This window comes from Niallia sp. FSL W8-0951 (assembly GCF_038006525.1).
Lineage (GTDB): Bacteria > Bacillota > Bacilli > Bacillales > Cytobacillaceae > Niallia > Niallia circulans.
In genome coordinates this window covers 2,351,600-2,370,276 of the sequence record NZ_JBBOVK010000001.1, presented here as the reverse complement: position 1 = coordinate 2,370,276, position 18,677 = coordinate 2,351,600, and the positions used below count along the sequence as shown (strand labels likewise).

Genomic DNA, 18,677 nt, shown 5'->3' with positions numbered 1-18,677 from the left:
CTTTGATAGGATTAATCTGTATCTCACAATTTGAAATAGTAGGTAGGTGTTATCATGTTAAAGCAAACCCTCATATTGGCCTCTTCTTCTCCTCGACGAAAAGAGCTCCTTGAAGAACTCCAAATACCATTTGTAATATCCAGTAGTAATGTAGATGAAAGTTTCAATCCTTCTATTTCTCCTAATGAAATTGTCATGGAATTAGCGAGACGAAAGGTTGAAGCAATTTATGCCGATGAACAGTATCCATTTATATTAGGTGCTGATACGGTAGTATATCTTAATGGTGCGATATTAGGCAAGCCTGCTTCGCCTGAAGAGGCGTTTCGCATGTTAAGGGAACTTTCTGGCAAAACGCATTCTGTCTACACTGGTGTCGCCATTATGGCAAATGGAATATGTTCCACTTTTTATGAAAAAACAGACGTGTTATTTTGGGAATTAACAGATGATGAAACACACGATTACTTAGACACCGGGGAACCATTTGATAAAGCAGGTGCGTATGGAATTCAAGGAGTAGGCAGAACGCTCGTAAAAGAAATAAAAGGAGATTATTTCACCGTAGTCGGTCTTCCGATTTCTCGAACGGTACGCGAATTGAAGGCGAAAGGCTTCAATATGCCTAAATAAATCAAAGGTCCCTTATTCTTTTCTTCCCAAAAACCAATGATAGGGAGGAACTTAGAAAGAATGGATTCGCTATTAATAAGAGATTTTCCGAATGATGAACGACCAAGAGAACGTTTTGTGAAACAGGGACCAGAAAGTTTAGCAAATCATGAGCTGCTTGCTCTCTTGATTCAAACAGGTTCCAAAAATGAATCCGTATTAACATTAGCGAACAAACTTTTAGTCCATTTTGATGGGCTTCGCTTGTTGAAGGATGCAAGTCTTGATGAGTTAAAAGAAATGAAAGGAATTGGAACGGCAAAAGCAATTCAATTGATGGCAGCAATTGAATTGGGGCGGCGCGTTTCCAATTTAGAATTTACCGATCGATATTGTATTCGGTCACCAGAGGATGCTGCCAAATATATGATGAATGAAATGAGATTTCTAACTCAGGAGCATTTCGTCTGTTTATATTTAAACACCAAGAATCAAGTTATGCATAAGCAAGTCGTTTTTATTGGTAGTTTAAATGCTAGTATCGTCCACCCAAGAGAAGTATACAAAGAAGCATTTAGAAGATCTGCAGCTTCTATCATTTGTCTCCACAATCATCCATCCGGCGATCCGTCCCCCAGCAGAGAGGATATTGAAGTGACAAAAAGATTAGTGGAATGCGGAAAAATAATTGGGATTGATCTGCTAGATCATATCATAATTGGGGAAAATAAATTTATCAGCTTAAAAGAAAAAGGGTATGTATGATACTGTTCTTTTTTGTAGAAATAAGCTATAATATAATTTATGATTTTTTGGCTATTTATGTCTAAACATGACAAAATATAGATAAGTAACAATTAAAGGAAATTACAAAGAGGAGAACATCTACCTACTTTATAATATTGCATTAGTTTCAGAAAGGGAGATACATTTATGTTAGGTTTTGGAACAAGAGATCTTGGAATTGATTTAGGAACAGCGAATACGCTAGTTTATGTAAAAGGCAAAGGAATAGTACTAAGAGAACCGTCAGTTGTCGCACTACAAACTGATACAAAGAGCATTGTAGCGGTTGGTAACGATGCGAAGAATATGATTGGTAGAACACCAGGAAATGTTGTTGCACTTCGTCCGATGAAGGATGGTGTAATTGCAGATTATGAAACAACAGCAACGATGATGAAATACTACATTAAGCAAGCAACAAAGAATAAGGGCTATTTTTCTGGCAAACCGTATGTAATGGTTTGTGTACCATCAGGCATTACAGCTGTAGAAGAAAGAGCGGTAATTGATGCAACACGTCAAGCTGGTGCGAGAGATGCCTATACGATTGAAGAGCCGTTTGCTGCTGCTATTGGTGCTAATCTTCCTGTATGGGAGCCAACTGGTAGTATGGTTGTTGATATCGGTGGTGGTACAACAGAGGTAGCTATTATTTCCCTTGGTGGAATTGTTACTAGTCAATCTATTCGGATTGCTGGTGATGAGATGGATGACGCAATTGTTAATTATATTCGTAAAACGTATAATTTGATGATTGGAGAAAGAACTTCTGAAAGCATTAAAGTGGAAATTGGCAGTGCTGGAAATCCAGATCAAATTGAAAACATGGATATTCGCGGAAGAGACTTATTAACTGGTCTTCCAAAAACAATCAAAATTACTGCAGATGAAATTTCAAAAGCGTTAAAAGATACAGTTGCTGCAATTGTTGATGCAGTCAAAGTAACATTAGAAAAAACGCCTCCAGAACTAGCTGCAGATATTATGGATCGTGGAATTGTTCTAACAGGTGGTGGAGCATTGCTTCGTAATCTTGATAAAGTTATCAGTGAAGAGACAAAAATGCCTGTTGTTATAGCAGAAGATCCATTGGATTGTGTAGCTATCGGAACTGGTAAAGCTTTAGACCATATTCATTTATTCAAAAATAAAGCAAAAGATTCACGATAATTTTAGTAGAGGTGTAGAAGCATGCCACAGTTTTTTATGAATAAACGCTTGATTATTTTGCTTGTTAGCATCATTATTCTCGTGGCATTAATAGGGTTTTCATTAAGTAATCGAAATAAACTAACCTGGCCGGAACAATTCGTAAAGGACACTACCGGCTGGGTTCAAACCCTTGTATCTAGACCTGCCCAATATGTGGTGGGTTTTGTTGATAATGTCCAATCCTTGCAAGATACATATAAAGAGAATAAAGAATTAAAGGCAAAGCTAGAGGAAAATGCTCAGCTTAAATATCAGGTTCAAGGTCTCAAAAAAGATGTACAGTCATTACAGGAAACGTTGGAAGAAAAAGAGTCATTAAGTGACTATACAATTATGAAAGCAACGGTAATTCGGAGAAATCCTTCTCAATGGACAGAACTAGTTACCATCAATCGAGGAGAAAATGACGGCGTAGAGAAAAATATGGCTGTTATCACTTCTGCTGGATTAATAGGGAAAATAAAGTCAGTAGCACCTAATACTGCAACTGTACAGCTGCTTAGTTCTGAAGATCCAGCTAATCGCATTTCTGCTTTTATTCAGTCAAAAGAGGATGATAAAAAGAAGAAAGAAAAATCCGAAGTTTTTGGGATTATTGCTGATTATGATAAAGAAACAAAGCAATTAATTATGACTTGGGAAGAAGCTCCTAATGGGTTGAAAGTGAAAAAAGGTCAGCTTGTTACAACCTCAGGAATGGGTGGGGTCTTTCCAAAAGGGTTAGCTATTGGTACAGTAGATAAAGTAGAGCCAGATGAAAATGGACTGCAGAAAAAAGTATATATTAAGCCGGCAGCGGACTTCTATGATATTGAGCATGTGATGGTGGTAGACAGGGCAGCATTATCTCCTAAAGAGGAAGACCAATGAGAAAAGTTTTAATTGGCTGTTTAATTTCCTTTATGTTTATTTTTGAGAGTGTTTTTCTTGAGTTGCTCCCTACAGATCCTTTTGGTAAAAATTGGATTTTCGTCCCATACTTTTTGCTCATTACTATCCTTTTCTTTTCTGTTTATGGTAATAGAAATGTTGGTGTCATATATGGCTTTGTTTTTGGGCTGCTTTTTGATATTGTTTATACAGAAATTTTAGGTATCTATTTTTTTACTTTCCCTTTTATCATTTATATTTTTAATAAATTGATGAAAATTTTTCATAGTAATATTGTTGTTGTATCTGTAATGAATTTACTCGCTGTTTCGTCACTGGAAATGATTGTGTATCAAATGATAAAAGTGATAAATTTGACAACGATTGATTTTGCGAGTTTCCTTCATTTACGGCTTCTGCCGTCTTTAGGATTAAATCTTATTTTTATCATCATTGTCGCTTATCCTTATAAACGTTTATTTGAGAAGTATGCAGCAGAGTTAAAAGAATGATATAGTTAGAATGCATGATAATAAATTTCAGATTGGACATTAAGTTGTCAACAATCTGAAATTTATTTGATTAGTGACTATTTGTCTTTTGTTCTTTTTGAGAAGAAATATATTTAGCTCGAAAAGGAATTTTAAAAGCGTTTGTCGAATGATATAAAAAGGAATTAGAAATAAAGGTCTAAAGTCCTTACTCTTATATCATAGTGTTGATGAAAGACACTTGTTTAAAAAGTGAACGGAGAAGTAAAACATTATTTTTGCATGTTGAAACAGCATTTATGAAAAGCAGTAAGTGCTTTAAGTTAAAGTGCCAACCATCTATCAAATGAAATTGTTGGATCGATTAGGAGACAAGTATCATCTAATAGGCAGCATGATACTTATTTAGAATCGATAACCCTTCTTTATTTGATAAGGATGTTTGCGCTTTTTTATGCAAAGTGAGATTTATAAGTATAACGATATCCGAGCATTTGCGTCTTATATCTAAGGAACGATAGACTATTAGTATTGTTTGATAAAATAGATGTATTATGTCTATAGGTCCGTGCAGGATAAAGAGACGCTTACGCTTTTCTTACAGAGGTGAACAACTTGAAATGAAAAAAAGGCAACTAGTAACAATTAAAGGAACAAAAAATGGGCTGGGTTTGCATCTATATGATAATTGTTCGTACGAGGATTTACTAAAGGAATTACAGTATAAATTGAATGAGAGCTCCAGTCTACATAATGAAAATCGAGACATAAAAGTGACAGTAGAGCTTGGAAATAGATATGTAACAGATGAACAAAAAGAAACCATTGTTCATCTCATTCAGGAAAAACAAAACCTAACTGTTCAATCGATTAATAGTAATTTAGTGACAAAGAAAGAAGCGGAGAACTGGCTAAAACAAAATGAATTAAAATCGATAACCAGTATTGTGCGCTCTGGTCAAGTTTTAGAGGTGCCCGGTGATTTATTATTAATTGGAGATGTGAATCCAGGTGGAAAGGTAATCGCCGGCGGCAACATCTATATTATGGGACAGTTAAAAGGAATAGCTCATGCTGGATATAATGGGAAGGATGACGCGGTCATTGCTGCATCCGTTATGAAACCGACACAAATTCGGATTAGTCGTTTTATTGAGAGAGAGGTTGGAAATACCTTATCTGAAAAAACAAGAGAAATGGAATGTGCGTATGTGAATGACAATGTTATTAAGATTGATAGATTACAAGTACTACCACATTTAAGACCGAATTTGCTGAAATTGGAAGGAGGATATTAAGATGGGAGAGGCAATTGTTATAACATCAGGTAAAGGTGGAGTTGGAAAAACGACCACTTCTGCAAACATTGGAACAGCACTTGCGTTACAAGGGAAAAAAGTTTGTTTAATAGATACAGATATTGGCTTGCGAAATCTTGATGTCGTGATGGGATTAGAAAATCGTATCATTTATGATTTAGTAGATGTGGTGGAGGAAAGATGTAAAATTCATCAAGCGCTTGTGAAAGATAAACGTTTTGATGATCTATTATATTTATTACCTGCTGCGCAAACAAGTGATAAAACGGCTGTACGACCAAATCAAATGAGAGAATTAGTTCTCCGCTTAAAGCAAGATTATGATTATATCATCATTGATTGTCCTGCAGGAATTGAACAGGGGTATCAAAATGCAGTCGCTGGCGCGGATAAAGCCATTGTGGTTACGACTCCTGAAGTATCTTCTGTTAGAGATGCTGATAGAGTAATTGGATTATTGGAAAAAGAAGAGCAGATGGAACCTCCAATGCTTGTTATCAATAGAATTAGAAATCATATGGTAAAAAATGGTGATATGTTAGATGTTGATGAAGTAACCAGCCATCTCTCCATTGATTTATTAGGAATTGTTGCAGATGATGATGCGGTTATAAGAGCTTCTAACAACGGGGAGCCGATTGCTTTAAACCCAAATAGTAAATCTGCGATTGCCTACCGAAATATCGCAAGAAGAATTTTAGGAGAAACGGTTCCTTTGCAGCAATTAGAAGAAGAATCCAAAGGCGTGTTTGCAAAAATTAAGACGTTCTTTGGTGCTAAATAAATATAAAGATAGTAAATTTATACATGTTTAAATAAGTCGGTTGCGAAACAACTATCTGTTGATAAGCGATAATCGTAATAGCTAGCCCTGTAAAGAGATAAATTGATTCATGCGTAATCAATTTATTTCTTTACAGGGTTTTTTATATCAGTACCATTCTTTTATTCCCCTTTTATTAGTGGCATAACTTATAGCTCCTTAACATAAATATAGGGTAAAGAGGACAAGTATGTAAGGGGAGAGGAGTATATGGGGTCAAGAAATGATGAGGTTAGAAAAAAAATCGAAAGAAGAAGAAAAGAACGAGCGAGAATAGAAAAGAATATTGATAACCGAGTACTTTGGTCTGATGAAGAAGATACCTTCGACTATACATTTTCATCAAAAGAGGAAAATTACCCTCCTAAAATTCACCCTTTATTTCGAAAAGATTTATTTATGTTGAAAATTTTAGGAGCGGCTATTCTATTTCTTGCTGTTGCCATCATTGTAGACCATCCATCCACAAGATTAGGAAAAGTCGAAAATACGATTAGACAAGCAATGTCGACAGAATTTAATTTTATGGTTGTTGCAGATTGGTATGAAGAGAAATTCGGAAAACCATTAGCTTTTTTACCAGAACAAAAAGGAAAAGAACAAGATACAGAGCGATTGCAGCAATACGCTTTATCTGCTTCTGGTAAGGTATTAGAAGAATTTCAGAAAAACGGACAACGTATTGCGATAGAAACTGGAGTAGATACAACAGTACAATCTTTTAATGAGGGACAAATTACCTTTATTGGCGAGAAAGAAGGCTTTGGAAAAACAGTCGTTATAAAGCATAGTGATCAGAGTGAATCATGGTATGGCAACTTAGAAGAAGTGGATGTAAAGTTATATGAAAATATAAAAAAAGGAACAAAAGTAGGAAACGCTTCAAGATATGAAGGAGATGAAACATTAGGTCTATTCTTTTTTGCGATTAAGCAAAATGATGATTTTATCGATCCTCTACAGGTGATGGAAATTGAATAGGTTTTTTAGTGTTTTTAAGTATCTTCATATTCATCCACTATTATGGGTTGTCATTGCCATTGGGGTAATGACTGCCCATTTTTATGAATTATGCTTATTGTTTATGATTATTTTTATTCATGAATTAGGTCATGCGTTTGCTGCCGCATTTTTTTCGTGGAGAATAAAGAAAATATCTTTATTACCCTTTGGCGGAGTAGCGGAAATGGATGAACACGGAAATCGCCCTTTGCGAGAAGAGGCAATCGTTATTATATCTGGACCGATCCAGCATATTTGGCTGGTTGGATTAGGATTTCTTTTATGGCAGTGGGGGATTTTCACAGAATCTTTGTATCAAACCTTTATCCAATATAATTTTATGATTCTTTTCTTTAATTTACTTCCAATTTGGCCATTGGACGGTGGCAAATTAATGTTTCTTTTATTTTCCTTGAAAAATCCCTTTCCAAAATCTCATAAATATACACTTTATTTTTCTATTATTGGAACCTTAATCTTTCTGTTAATGGTTCTTATTATGATGCCGCAGAATGTAAATGCATGGATTATTATTAGTTTTTTAGTTTTTTCTATTTATTATGAATGGAAGCAAAGAAGGTTTTTGTTTATGCGATTTTTACTGGAACGATATTATGGAAAATCGAATGAATTAAGAAAGTTACTTCCCCTAGAAGTCCAAGAAGACGATTCGGTATTGGATGTATTAGAACGATTTCATCGAGGGTGTAAACATCCAATTATTGTAAGGTCCAAGCGGAAAGACAATGCGATTCTGGATGAGAATGAGCTATTACATGTTTATTTTAAAGAAAAGAACGTAACGGCGAAAATAAAAGAAATACTTTGCGTCTTATAGGATACATAGAGAAAACGGTGAATACTGACGATAGCTCTTTAGTTAGAGCATACTTGAAATTTGTCCAAGAATAGGTCCTTAAGTTTACTAAAACATTTCATCTAAGCTACAATAATAAGATAACCAGAAAAAGAGGATGTATGATATTGAATCAAGTAATCGTTAATATAAAAACTAGAGAAAATAGATTTGCTTATCTAATAGATGGGAAAGTAGAAAAAATGTATGTCCAGCAGCCGCAATATAAAACAACTGTTGGAAATATTTATTTGGGACAAGTGACAAAGGTAATTCCCGGAATGAATGCTGCATTTGTAGAAATTGGGGAAGGCAAAGGAGCCTATTTGCCGAGAGAGAAAATGATTTCATTTGTGCGGAGTGAGGGAACTTTAGAAGAGAAAAAAAAGATAAGTGTCTCCTCTTATATAAAACAAGGAGAACGAATATTAGTTCAAGTAATAAAAGATGCTGCGGGGCCAAAGGGTGCTAAAATAACGGGGATAATTGAAATTAGCGGAGAGCATTTAGTGTATATGCCTTATGGTCGATATGTGGCGGTCTCTAAAAAGATTCATTCTCATACTGCGCAAAAAGAGTTAAGAAATATAGGGAGTCGTATAAAAACAGACAACGAAGGCATAATCTTTCGCACAACAGCAGCGAATAGTTCAGAAGAAACATTAAGGTTGGAGCTTGAAGCATTACGGCAGGAATATAAAGGATTGGAACAAAAAGCTAGACAAAAGAAAATAATGCTTGTCCATGAAAATGATGAATTTACTAAACAGTTGAATATTCTCTTTAAGCAAATGAAAGAGGGAGAAATCATTGTCGATAGTCTAGAAGAGCGGAAAAATTGGCAAGCAATGTACCCCCATTTAACTGTTTCGTTTTATCAAGGTAGTGAAGATTTATTTTCTTATTACCATGTTGAAAGGGAAATAGATAAAGCTTTGAAAAGAGTTGTCTGGCTCCCAAATGGCAGCTATCTGATAGTCGATCAGGCAGAGGCTGCAACTATTATTGACGTAAATACAGGTAAATATGAAGGGAAACATCAGTTAGAGCAAACGGTCTTTCAAACAAATATGCTTGCTGCAAAGGAAGCTGCAAGGCAAATTAAATTAAGAGACCTTTCTGGTATTATATTAATTGATTTTATTGATATGAAGAGCGAGGAAGAAAAGAAAGTGATGGATATCCTAGAGAAGGAATTGCAGTCAGATAATAGACAATCGAAAGTAATTGGATTTACTTCACTAGGGATATTACAGCTCACCCGAAAGAAAACAATGAAATCCTTATCCGAAACACTGCAAAGTAAGTGTGTAATTTGCGAAGGCACAGGCTTGGTGAAAAGCGCAAGTAGTATGGCCTTTCAATTAGAAAGAGAGCTATGGGAATATCGCAATAAGGATATGGAACTTGTGGAAGTTATCGTCTCACAAGATGTCTATCCTCTATTTATGGGTGGAGGAAATAATCATAAAAAACGATTAGAGGAAGTATTAGGCTTTATGATTAAAATGGAAATAGCTGAGTTTCCAAAGCCAGACTATTTTATTCGAATGGTTAAATGATTCACCATAAAGCTAATAATAGAATATGATTGACAGTATCTTTTAAACATGTTAGTATTTTAATGTTGTTTGTAGCACCCGTGCTCTACAACCGCACATAGCAGGTAATGAAGCTTTTGCTTTTGCAAAACGCCTGTCATTGGCGAGTCTTAGTCTATTAAGGAGGTGCAGTTTAATGTACGCAATTATTGAAACAGGCGGAAAACAAATCAAAGTTGAAGAAGGTCAAGCTATCTACATCGAGAAATTAAACGGTGAAGCTGGTGACACTGTTACTTTTGATAAAGTTCTTTTCGTTGGCGGAGAAAATGTAAAAGTAGGAAGTCCAGTTGTTGAAGGAGCTACTGTTACAGCTAAAGTTGAAAAACAAGGCCGTCAAAAGAAAATCATCGTTTTCAAATACAAAGCGAAGAAAAATTATCATAAAAAACAAGGTCATCGTCAACCTTACACTAAAGTTGTTATCGAAAAGATCAACGCTTAAGGTTGAATTTGTATGATCGAAATTACGATTAACAAATCGAATGATGGTCTCATTCATTCCTTTACGATAAGTGGTCATGCTCTTTTTGCGAATAGTGGGGATGATATAGTGTGTGCTGGAGTATCAGCTGTTTCTTTTGGAAGCATTAATGCTGTTATTTCTCTTACTGGTATTACACCCATTATAAAGCAAGGAAAAGATGGAGGTTTTATTTCTTGTACGATTCCTGGAAATATTCCGGGAGAGACAAGAGATAAAATTCAACTTCTTTTAGAGGGAATGATTGTTTCTTTAGAAACAATTGAACGAGACTATGGAAAATACGTAACTATCACTTATAATTAAATAGGAGGTGGAACGAAATGTTAAGATTAGATCTTCAGTTTTTTGCATCTAAAAAAGGGGTAGGTTCTACTAAAAACGGACGTGACTCCATTTCTAAACGTTTAGGAGCTAAACGTGCAGATGGTCAATTAGTAACTGGTGGAAGCATTCTTTACCGTCAACGCGGTACAAAAATCTATCCAGGAGTAAACGTTGGTCGTGGTGGCGATGATACACTATTCGCAAAAGTTGACGGAATCGTTAAATTTGAGCGTCTTGGTCGTGATCGCAAACAAGTTAGCGTATACCCAGTAGCACAAGAAGCATAAGATAATGATCAGATAGGCTGGCTCGTTTAGGGTCAGCCTATCTGTTTGTTAAGGGATAAATTTTTTGATTAAGATGTATGTTGTGACCAGATTAGGTGGAGGATGATTTCAACACTTAGACAAAAAGCAGGAGGGGCTTTTTGTCTAAGTGTTGAAAAAAGAGAGAAATCAATTGCTTTTTCGTATGCAATCAAGAATAAAGGTTGCCTCTTATGTATATAGTTTGTTATTACCACAGTCTTCATACACTTCGCTTTCAACATTTCTTTATCAAATCAATCCAAAATAACTTGGTGTATAAATTGGATAGACCTTTTAGGAAACGGGAATTTTTTGTCCTTATTCATTATGAAAACCTAAAGTTCAAGTGGATATAATTTAGTGGCTACCGTGATGGAGATATCGTTTTTGTTCATTGATGATACATTTTTTGTTATACTTACTTAAAACAGTCTTCTAAGACTTAATAACCTTTGTAGGAGTACAAGAATGAATAAAGACTGGAATACGATAGAGTTTTTAAGACATGTTCGCCATGATTGGCTAAATAAAATTCAATTGATAAAAGGAAATTTGGATTTAAATAAACCGGATCGAGTAAAAGAAATTATTAATGATATTATTACAGAGACAAAACAAGAAGCTAAGTTATCTAATCTAAATATTCCACAATTTGCTACAAAATTATTAATTGCAAACTGGGAAAATTATTATTTTCGATTGGAATATGAAGTGTTGGCCGAAGAAAAATGTCGCGGGACAGAAGATGAAATACTTACCGAATGGACAACCTTATTTTTCCAAACGTTAAATCAATATAGCAAACCCTTTGCAGATAATCATCTATACATTTCCATTCATTCAATGGTGGAAGGATTTCGTTTGTATGTTGATTTTAACGGAGAGCTGCTAGATAGTGAATCCATGTTTCAATTTCTTCATCAACCTTTTTCTTATTTGAAATTGGAAAATATTGAAATGAGCAAGGACGAGCTCCTATTTGAAGTTTGGATGGATAGAGAGCAAACAGGTAAATAATAAGAAGGACTTGTTTGAATAGCATAAAAGGAAATTGTGATTTTTAGAAAAAATAGCTGCAAATGTTTGTAGGAATAAAATAATTGGTCCTTCTAGTGAGGAGAGCAACCCTCCTTTCATAAGGATTAATCCTTGTTACTATTAGACAAATAAGCTGCTTATGTTTTTCTTAATAGGAGGAAATAAATTTATGTTTGTGGATCAGGTTAAGATTTATGTGAAGGGCGGAGATGGCGGAAATGGTATGGTAGCTTTTCGCCGAGAAAAGTTTGTCCCAAAAGGTGGCCCAGCTGGTGGAGATGGAGGAAAAGGTGCAGACGTAATATTCCAAGTAGAAGAAGGTCTGCGTACTTTAATGGATTTCCGATATCAACGACATTTCAAAGCACCACGTGGAGAGCATGGGATGTCAAAAAATCAGCACGGTCGCAATGCAAAAGATATGATTGTCAAGGTTCCGCCGGGTACAATCGTTGCCGATGCGAATACAAAGGAAGTTATTGCAGATTTAACTGAGCATGGCCAACAAGCTGTAATTGCACGTGGCGGCCGTGGAGGAAGAGGAAATTCTCGTTTTGCAAGTCCATCTAACCCTGCCCCAGAATTATCGGAAAATGGGGAACCAGGTCAGGAAAGAGATGTTACTCTGGAGTTAAAGGTATTAGCAGATGTTGGTTTAGTAGGATTTCCGAGTGTTGGTAAATCTACATTACTGTCTGTTGTATCTGCTGCGAAACCTAAAATAGCTGACTATCATTTTACAACAATCGCCCCTAATTTAGGAATGGTGGAAACGGAAGATAATAGAAGTTTTGTTATGGCTGATTTGCCAGGGCTAATTGAAGGAGCACATTCGGGTATCGGATTAGGTCATCAGTTTCTTCGTCACATTGAACGTACAAGAGTTATTGTCCATGTGATTGATATGGCTGCTATTGAAGGCAGAGACCCATATGAGGACTATGTTACGATTAATAACGAGCTGCAGGAATACAATATGCGTTTATTAGAAAGACCGCAAATTATTGTTGCTAATAAAATGGACATGCCAGATGCAGAAGAAAACCTAAAAGTATTTAAAGAAAAATTGGAGGAGGACTATCCAATTTTCCCAGTGTCCGCTTTAACTAGATCAGGTCTGCGTGAACTTCTTTTTGCGATTGCGGATAAATTAGAGAATACTCCTGAGTTCCCATTAGAGGAAGTAGAAGAGGAAGCAGGTATTCACCGCGTTGTTTATAAACATGAAGTAGATGAGCGTCAATTCTATATTACAAGAGATCCAGATGGCAGCTTTGTTCTTTCAGGTGAAGGTATTGAAAAACTATTTAAGATGACAGATTTCTCCCGTGATGAGTCTGTTCGCAGATTCTCTCGTCAAATGCGCGGCATGGGCATCGATGAAGCATTACGTCAGCGAGGCGCTAAAGATGGAGATACTGTAAAGTTAATGGAATATGAATTTGAATTCATTGACTAAGAAAACATGGTTTAAAAAAAGATGAAAGATCTTCCCTCTCGTCAAAGCTGAATAATACGAGAGGGCAGTTTTTCATACGAAATAGAAAATAATGACTAATTCGAAAAAGTCTAGTTGTTAAACCAGAGTTATTTCTATCATACATAATTAGTATCCGTTATACCTTATAGGGGTGAGCAGATGAAACAAAGTAAAATAGATCATAAATTTTTTATAGTAAGAGAAGATGTACTGTCAGAGGCAATGCGCAAAACCTTAGATGCCAAAGAGCTCTTAGAAAGAGGAAAAGCAGAGTCTGTCCATGAGGCAGTAAAAAAGGTAGATTTAAGCCGAAGTGCATTTTATAAATATCGTGATACCATCTTTCCTTTCCACACAATAGTGAAAGAAAGATTGATTACGTTATTCTTTTATATTGAAGATCGATCGGGAACCTTATCTAAATTGCTAAGTGTTGTTGCTTCTGCTGGATGCAATGTACTGACAATTCATCAAACGATTCCACTGCAAGGAAGAGCCAATGTAACACTGTCGTTAAATACCGCAGAAATGGAAATATCCATTGATATGTTGTTAGAGCGATTGCGTATGCTTGAATTTGTGGAGAAAGTGGACGTTCTGAGTACGGGCGCATAAAAAGTCATTTATTTATAAGGAAATCCTGTTGTTATTAGGAAGATGGCTTTTTCAGTCAATCTTCTTTTTATAAAGGTTAAATTCAGAATAAATAATTTTTTTGGAGGAGAAAGAAGTGAAAGTAGGCTACTTAGGTCCAAAAGCAACATTTACAAATATGGCGGTAAATCAGCAATTTCCTGGGGTGGAATCCGTTCCTTTTCTAACCATTCCCAATTGCCTCGATGCTGTGATGGCAGATAAAGTGGATGTTGCTTTAGTTCCGGTTGAGAACACATTAGAAGGATCGGTCAACATTACATTAGATTATTTAATCCATGAAGTATTTTTACCTATTCATGGGGAAGTGACGGTTCCGATAAAACAACATATAATGGTTCATCCATTCCGGGAAGACAAATGGAGAGAAATAGAAGTAGTCTATAGTCATTCCCATGCAATTGCTCAATGCCATAAGTTTCTACATACAGAATTAAACGGGATTGCTTGTGAGTATATGACGTCAACAGCAGCAGCAGCACAGTTTGTTAAAGAAAATCCGCATATCAACGGGGCAGCTATTGGAAATTTGCTAACAGCTGAAGAATATGGTCTGAAGATTGTAAAACATAATATTCATGATTCAATGAATAATCATACCCGTTTTCTCATTTTATCGAAAAATCCTGTACATTATTCAGCAGCAACAAGTCATCTGGTTGGTCATAAAACAAGTCTTATGGTCACTTTGCCTGCCGATCGTTCTGGTGCTCTCCATCAAGTATTGTCTGCCTTTGCATGGAGAAAACTAAACTTAGTGAAAATTGAATCAAGGCCAACAAAAACTGGATTAGGGAATTATTTCTTTCTTATTGACTTAGATAGAAAAATGGATGACGTATTAATACCAGGCGCTATTGCAGAATTAGAGGCAATAGGCTGTGAAGTAAAGATACTGGGGAGTTATCCTTATTACATGACGGAATAGATAGAACCACTATACGAAGAATGCAAAAAAATCACTAATGACGATTAAAGTCTTAGTGATTTTTGTCATTTACCTTAAGCTTCTTCTTCCATTAAAAAATCTGCCTTTCGTAAAGCTTCTTCTGCCTCTAGTAATGTATCAAGGGATGGTGCGGTAATGGTATGCAGATGAATACCTGCCGTTAATTCAGATAAATAAGCAGCATTTGTATGCTTAATTTTCTTCATAAATTGTTTCACTTCTTTTCGATTAGAGACGAGGATAGAAGCCGTCAAATCGCCGTATACTGGATGTTCAATTGTGACATCCTTAACCGTTACTCCATTATCAACAAGGATATTTAACTCTTCCTCCGTTTTTTCTGGTGGATGATTACACGCAATAATTCTTTCGTAGAGCATCGGTTTTGATTCTTGTAAATATAAATAGCCTTGACTAGTTGCCAAAATTGGTTCGTTTTTCGCCTTTAGCAGTGTAATATCTCCAACAATTATTTGTCTACTAACATTTGTCAATTTTGAAAGTTCACTGCCAGTATAAGGTCGATTTTTCTCTTTTAGTAAAGTAAGAATATAAGCCCTTCTTTCTTCACCAAGCATTTTTTTTGATTCAGTCATCCAATCTCTCCTTTTGTTGCAGTTACTCTGATTAAAAAATTACCTTTTTTTATCTGCTATCTACGGTAAAGTCATTAACACAAATTTATTGGTATTTTATTTGAAAAATAGTGGCAGCTCCCTGTTTTGCTTGAAAGGCAGAACTCAGTATTTATTTTTCCTTCATTCTATTTTACCAAAAGAATATCTAAATGAATAAACCAAATTATTTTTCATAGGAAACGAATAAATTAATTGGCGAAAAGAAGGACAAAGATCTGAGCAATCTTTGTACGACTAGAACACATATTTTAAAAAAAAACGCATAGATTTTTGAATAGAATGATAACCATTTTGCCGTGTGAACATAGACTATATGGACATATGCATAGGAGGGAATCTATAGTGAAGATCCATATTGTTCAGAAAGGGGATACTCTTTGGGAAATTGCCAAAAAATATGGGGTGAATTTCGAAGAGTTAAAGTCGTTAAATTCCCAATTGACTAATACAGATATGATTATGCCTGGCATGAAAATTAAAGTTCCTACTTTAGGAGGAAGTATAAAGAAAGAAGCTCCTCAAATGGGAACAAAAAAAGAAATGCCGATTACAATGGAACCAATTGTGAAAGAAGCACCGAAAAAAGAAATGCCAGTAAAAGAAACACCAAAAAAAGAAATACCTAAAAAAGAAGTACCAAAGGAGAAACCTTTTACACCAAAAATGCCTACTCCAATCATTCCGGAAATTGATGTTACGAATTATTATTCCATGAATATGACTAATGTTGATGTAGATATTGATGTCGAAATGAAAGAAAAACCAGCACCAGTAAAACCAGCACCAGTGAAACCGGCACCAGTAAAGCCGGCACCAGTAAAACCAGCACCGACAAAACCTGTACCACCAAAACTTGCACCAGTTTTACCAAATCAAGAACCAATTCAAAAAGATGTATGTCCACCAATTGTCCCTTATCAGCCTTATTGTTATGAAGTATCGCCAATGATGCCAGGAAGCGGTTTTCCTCCAGGGGTTTGCCCGCCAGAAGGAGTTCCGGTTGAACAAATAGGATCCCAAGTTTATCCAACATTTCCTGGAGTAGAATATACAGAAAAACACCATTGGGAAGAGTCTTCTTCGTCCTATTCTGCTTTTATCAATCAGACACCTTCCCATGTTAATCATGCACCACAGCAAAATAATCAAAAACCATGGGTTCAGTATAGTCAGCTGCCTAAGGAGAATCTTCATCATAAAGTAGAAGAACCTTTTTCCCATGTAGCAGGTGCAGCGCATAAAGCAAATGCCCCTACCCACACAGCAGTTCATCCGACCATTACACTTCCTGTTAAAGAGGATTGTGGTTGTGGTGGTCCATCATTCCCTCCAGCAAGCAATTTTCAAGTAGAGGGAATGATGCAAGGAGCCGTTTCTGGAAAAGGAGGAATACCGCAAGGATTTAGTCCGGAAATGGGAGGCCATCCAATGGGCGGAGGATTTAATCCAGGAATGGGAGGAATGCCGCAAGGATTCGGTCCGGAAATGGGAGGCCATCCAATGGGCGGAGGATTTAATCCAGGAATGGGAGGAATGCCGCAAGGATTAGGACCAGAAATGGGAGGCTATCCAATGGGCGGAGGATTTAATCCAGGAATGGGAGGAATGCCGCAAGGATTTGGTCCGGAAATGGGAGGCCATCCAATGGGCGGAGGATTTAATCCAGGAATGGGAGGAATGCCGCAAGGATTTGGTCCGGAAATGGGAGGCTATCCAATGACGGGGGGATTCAATCCAGGAATGGATATGAGAGGAATACCGCAAGGGTTTAGCCCAGAATTAGGAGGTCATCCAATGGCGGGGATGTTCAATCCAGGAATGGAAATGGGAGGAATGCCACAAGGATTTGGTCCGGAAATGGGAAGCTATCCGACCGGATATAATCAATCTTCAATAAATCAATCTCCTTATCCTCAAGATGCTGTTGGAAATACGCCAAACTCCTATTCAACGGAAAATAATGGTCCAGTTCAAGAGGCGCCATCTTATGAAGGGCCGATTACTTCAGAAGTGGCATCACCTGCTTATGGACCGGGAGGGAATGCTCCAGTATTCACACCTCCTTATAATCCTACTATTGGGCAGCCGCCATTTATGAATCCATATGGCATGAATCAAGGTACTCCATTTGGAATGCCAAGATACCAAGAGGATGAAAGCAGTGATCTATGATTTTTTTCATAGAGGGGACGATACTTTTTATTATCGTCTCCTTTCTTTATTAGAAAAAAAAATACCGTTCCAAATCATCGAATTAAGCAGGATTAGAAATGATGTATACCTAATAAAAACGAAGCAATATTGGATAATTTTAAAAGGTTTTACTAGTTATCAAAAACTCAAAGTTCAAGTTGCTTTTACAAGAGCTCTTAAACAAGAAGGTTTTACACAGACATATCAATTTTATGAGTTCGAAGAGGAGCCAATTGTTATCGATAATAAAGTGTATGGGCTGATTGAATATCTTCCCCCACATAAAGATTCTTTTTCATATCATAGTAAGCGGAATAGACGGGAAGCACTTCAATTATTGGAACATTATTATTCGGTTACAGAGCGACTGGTAGAAATATATAAGTATATCTTGCCAACTTTTCATTTAATGAAAAAATTTGAACACAGACTAGAAGAATATCGAATGAATATACCAATTATTGAGCAATATGTAAAAAAAGACATAGTAAAGGAAATAATGGAATGGGCTGATTATTCATTTGGTTCAATAAAAAACAAAATAGACTATTTGGATACAAACCCAAACGTAATCCTGCATGGGGATGTTGCTCATCATAATTTCTTACGTGTTAGGAATAATGAATTATACTTAATTGATTTTGATTTAATTAGTATTGGTCCACGAATTGCAGACTATTTACAATTTGCTAATCGCATTCTTCCTGATATAGGATGGTCTATACAAGATTTACAAAGTATGCAAGGCTACGCCGATCTTTTTAAAGATAAATGGTTTTTAATGGCTTTAATATATCCGACAGATATTCTGAGGGAATGGAATAGAATAATCAGAAATAAAGATGTAGATAATGCCTACTTGTTAGAACAAGTACAATTATTAACAACCAATCAGTTTCACAAAAGGAAGAAATTTTATCAAAAACTGCAACAACTTGTAGGAACATAAGACATAAAAAAAGACTGGCTAGACTTTACAGTATGTTTCTTTCCGAACAGTAGAAGATAAAAGAGAGCAAGGAAATTGCTCAAGT

General features: G+C 36.1%; 20 protein-coding genes and 1 other annotated feature. Of the genes, 19 read left to right on the top strand and 1 reads right to left on the bottom strand.

All coding sequences use genetic code 11. The features are described 5' to 3' along the window. Positions 1 to 54 precede the first annotated feature (54 nt). From NSS71_RS11950 to pheA, 17 genes are all read left to right on the top strand, one after another. Positions 55 to 633, top strand: a complete 579-nt coding sequence (locus NSS71_RS11950; protein WP_341151722.1) for a Maf family protein — start codon at positions 55 to 57, stop codon at positions 631 to 633. A 60-nt stretch (positions 634 to 693) separates the two neighbouring features. After that, a complete protein-coding gene (gene radC, locus NSS71_RS11945) occupies positions 694 to 1,377 on the top strand; it encodes a RadC family protein (RefSeq protein WP_095258089.1) in 684 nt (227 codons plus the stop codon). A 168-nt stretch (positions 1,378 to 1,545) separates the two neighbouring features. After that, on the top strand, positions 1,546 to 2,568 hold the full coding sequence (locus tag NSS71_RS11940) for a rod shape-determining protein (RefSeq protein ID WP_047943598.1): 1,023 nt from the start codon (positions 1,546 to 1,548) through the stop codon (positions 2,566 to 2,568). Positions 2,569 to 2,589: 21 nt separating this feature from the next. Then, on the top strand, positions 2,590 to 3,480 hold the full coding sequence (mreC, locus tag NSS71_RS11935) for a rod shape-determining protein MreC (protein ID WP_047943599.1): 891 nt from the start codon (positions 2,590 to 2,592) through the stop codon (positions 3,478 to 3,480). After that, on the top strand, positions 3,477 to 3,992 hold the full coding sequence (gene mreD, locus NSS71_RS11930; protein WP_251687519.1) for a rod shape-determining protein MreD: 516 nt from the start codon (positions 3,477 to 3,479) through the stop codon (positions 3,990 to 3,992). The genes mreC and mreD overlap by 4 nt, the downstream gene beginning before the upstream one ends. Positions 3,993 to 4,591: 599 nt before the next feature. Next, positions 4,592 to 5,269, top strand: coding sequence for a septum site-determining protein MinC (gene minC, locus NSS71_RS11925; protein WP_047943601.1), 678 nt, complete (start codon positions 4,592 to 4,594; stop codon positions 5,267 to 5,269). A gap of 1 nt (position 5,270) precedes the next feature. Further along, positions 5,271 to 6,074 (top strand): septum site-determining protein MinD, encoded by an 804-nt coding sequence (minD, locus tag NSS71_RS11920; RefSeq protein ID WP_047943602.1) that lies wholly within the window; start codon positions 5,271 to 5,273, stop codon positions 6,072 to 6,074. A gap of 249 nt (positions 6,075 to 6,323) precedes the next feature. Beyond that, positions 6,324 to 7,094 carry a M23 family metallopeptidase gene (locus NSS71_RS11915; RefSeq protein WP_047943603.1) on the top strand — a complete coding sequence of 257 codons (771 nt, stop codon included), beginning with the start codon at positions 6,324 to 6,326 and terminating at the stop codon, positions 7,092 to 7,094. Beyond that, a complete protein-coding gene (locus tag NSS71_RS11910; RefSeq protein WP_047943604.1) occupies positions 7,087 to 7,953 on the top strand; it encodes a M50 family metallopeptidase in 867 nt (288 codons plus the stop codon). Before NSS71_RS11915 ends, NSS71_RS11910 begins: the two co-directional genes overlap by 8 nt. Positions 7,954 to 8,099: 146 nt before the next feature. Then, positions 8,100 to 9,533, top strand: a complete 1,434-nt coding sequence (locus NSS71_RS11905) for an Rne/Rng family ribonuclease (RefSeq protein ID WP_341151721.1) — start codon at positions 8,100 to 8,102, stop codon at positions 9,531 to 9,533. 79 nt (positions 9,534 to 9,612) lie between these two features. Continuing rightward, positions 9,613 to 9,693 (top strand) — a sequence feature (ribosomal protein L21 leader region). A 15-nt stretch (positions 9,694 to 9,708) separates the two neighbouring features. Further along, positions 9,709 to 10,017, top strand: coding sequence for a 50S ribosomal protein L21 (gene rplU / locus NSS71_RS11900; protein ID WP_016201698.1), 309 nt, complete (start codon positions 9,709 to 9,711; stop codon positions 10,015 to 10,017). 12 nt (positions 10,018 to 10,029) lie between these two features. Beyond that, positions 10,030 to 10,362, top strand: coding sequence for a ribosomal-processing cysteine protease Prp (locus NSS71_RS11895; protein ID WP_047943606.1), 333 nt, complete (start codon positions 10,030 to 10,032; stop codon positions 10,360 to 10,362). A 17-nt stretch (positions 10,363 to 10,379) separates the two neighbouring features. Further along, positions 10,380 to 10,670 (top strand): 50S ribosomal protein L27, encoded by a 291-nt coding sequence (rpmA, locus tag NSS71_RS11890; protein ID WP_016201696.1) that lies wholly within the window; start codon positions 10,380 to 10,382, stop codon positions 10,668 to 10,670. Positions 10,671 to 11,159: 489 nt separating this feature from the next. Then, entirely contained in the window at positions 11,160 to 11,708 is a 549-nt protein-coding gene (locus NSS71_RS11885) for a Spo0B C-terminal domain-containing protein (protein WP_061801224.1), read from the top strand. 190 nt (positions 11,709 to 11,898) lie between these two features. Further along, positions 11,899 to 13,188 (top strand): GTPase ObgE, encoded by a 1,290-nt coding sequence (gene obgE / locus NSS71_RS11880; RefSeq protein ID WP_047943608.1) that lies wholly within the window; start codon positions 11,899 to 11,901, stop codon positions 13,186 to 13,188. A gap of 180 nt (positions 13,189 to 13,368) precedes the next feature. Next, positions 13,369 to 13,824: an ACT domain-containing protein gene (locus NSS71_RS11875; protein WP_047943609.1), complete on the top strand. Its 456-nt coding sequence runs from the start codon at positions 13,369 to 13,371 to the stop codon at positions 13,822 to 13,824. 115 nt (positions 13,825 to 13,939) lie between these two features. Further along, the gene (pheA, locus tag NSS71_RS11870) at positions 13,940 to 14,791 is read left to right on the top strand and encodes a prephenate dehydratase (protein ID WP_095258093.1); all 852 of its coding nucleotides are present in this window, start codon (positions 13,940 to 13,942) and stop codon (positions 14,789 to 14,791) included. Between the two features lie 74 nt (positions 14,792 to 14,865). Here the strand turns inward: pheA and NSS71_RS11865 are convergent, their stop codons facing one another. Further along, complete coding sequence (locus tag NSS71_RS11865; RefSeq protein WP_047943611.1) at positions 14,866 to 15,408, bottom strand: transcription repressor NadR; 543 nt, start codon at positions 15,406 to 15,408, stop codon at positions 14,866 to 14,868. A 384-nt stretch (positions 15,409 to 15,792) separates the two neighbouring features. On the opposite strand from NSS71_RS11865, the gene safA reads away from it, so the two are divergent. After that, positions 15,793 to 17,622, top strand: a complete 1,830-nt coding sequence (gene safA, locus NSS71_RS11860; RefSeq protein WP_341151720.1) for a SafA/ExsA family spore coat assembly protein — start codon at positions 15,793 to 15,795, stop codon at positions 17,620 to 17,622. Beyond that, the gene (locus NSS71_RS11855) at positions 17,612 to 18,592 is read left to right on the top strand and encodes a phosphotransferase (RefSeq protein ID WP_176474077.1); all 981 of its coding nucleotides are present in this window, start codon (positions 17,612 to 17,614) and stop codon (positions 18,590 to 18,592) included. Before safA ends, NSS71_RS11855 begins: the two co-directional genes overlap by 11 nt. The last annotated feature ends 85 nt before the right edge of the window (positions 18,593 to 18,677 follow it).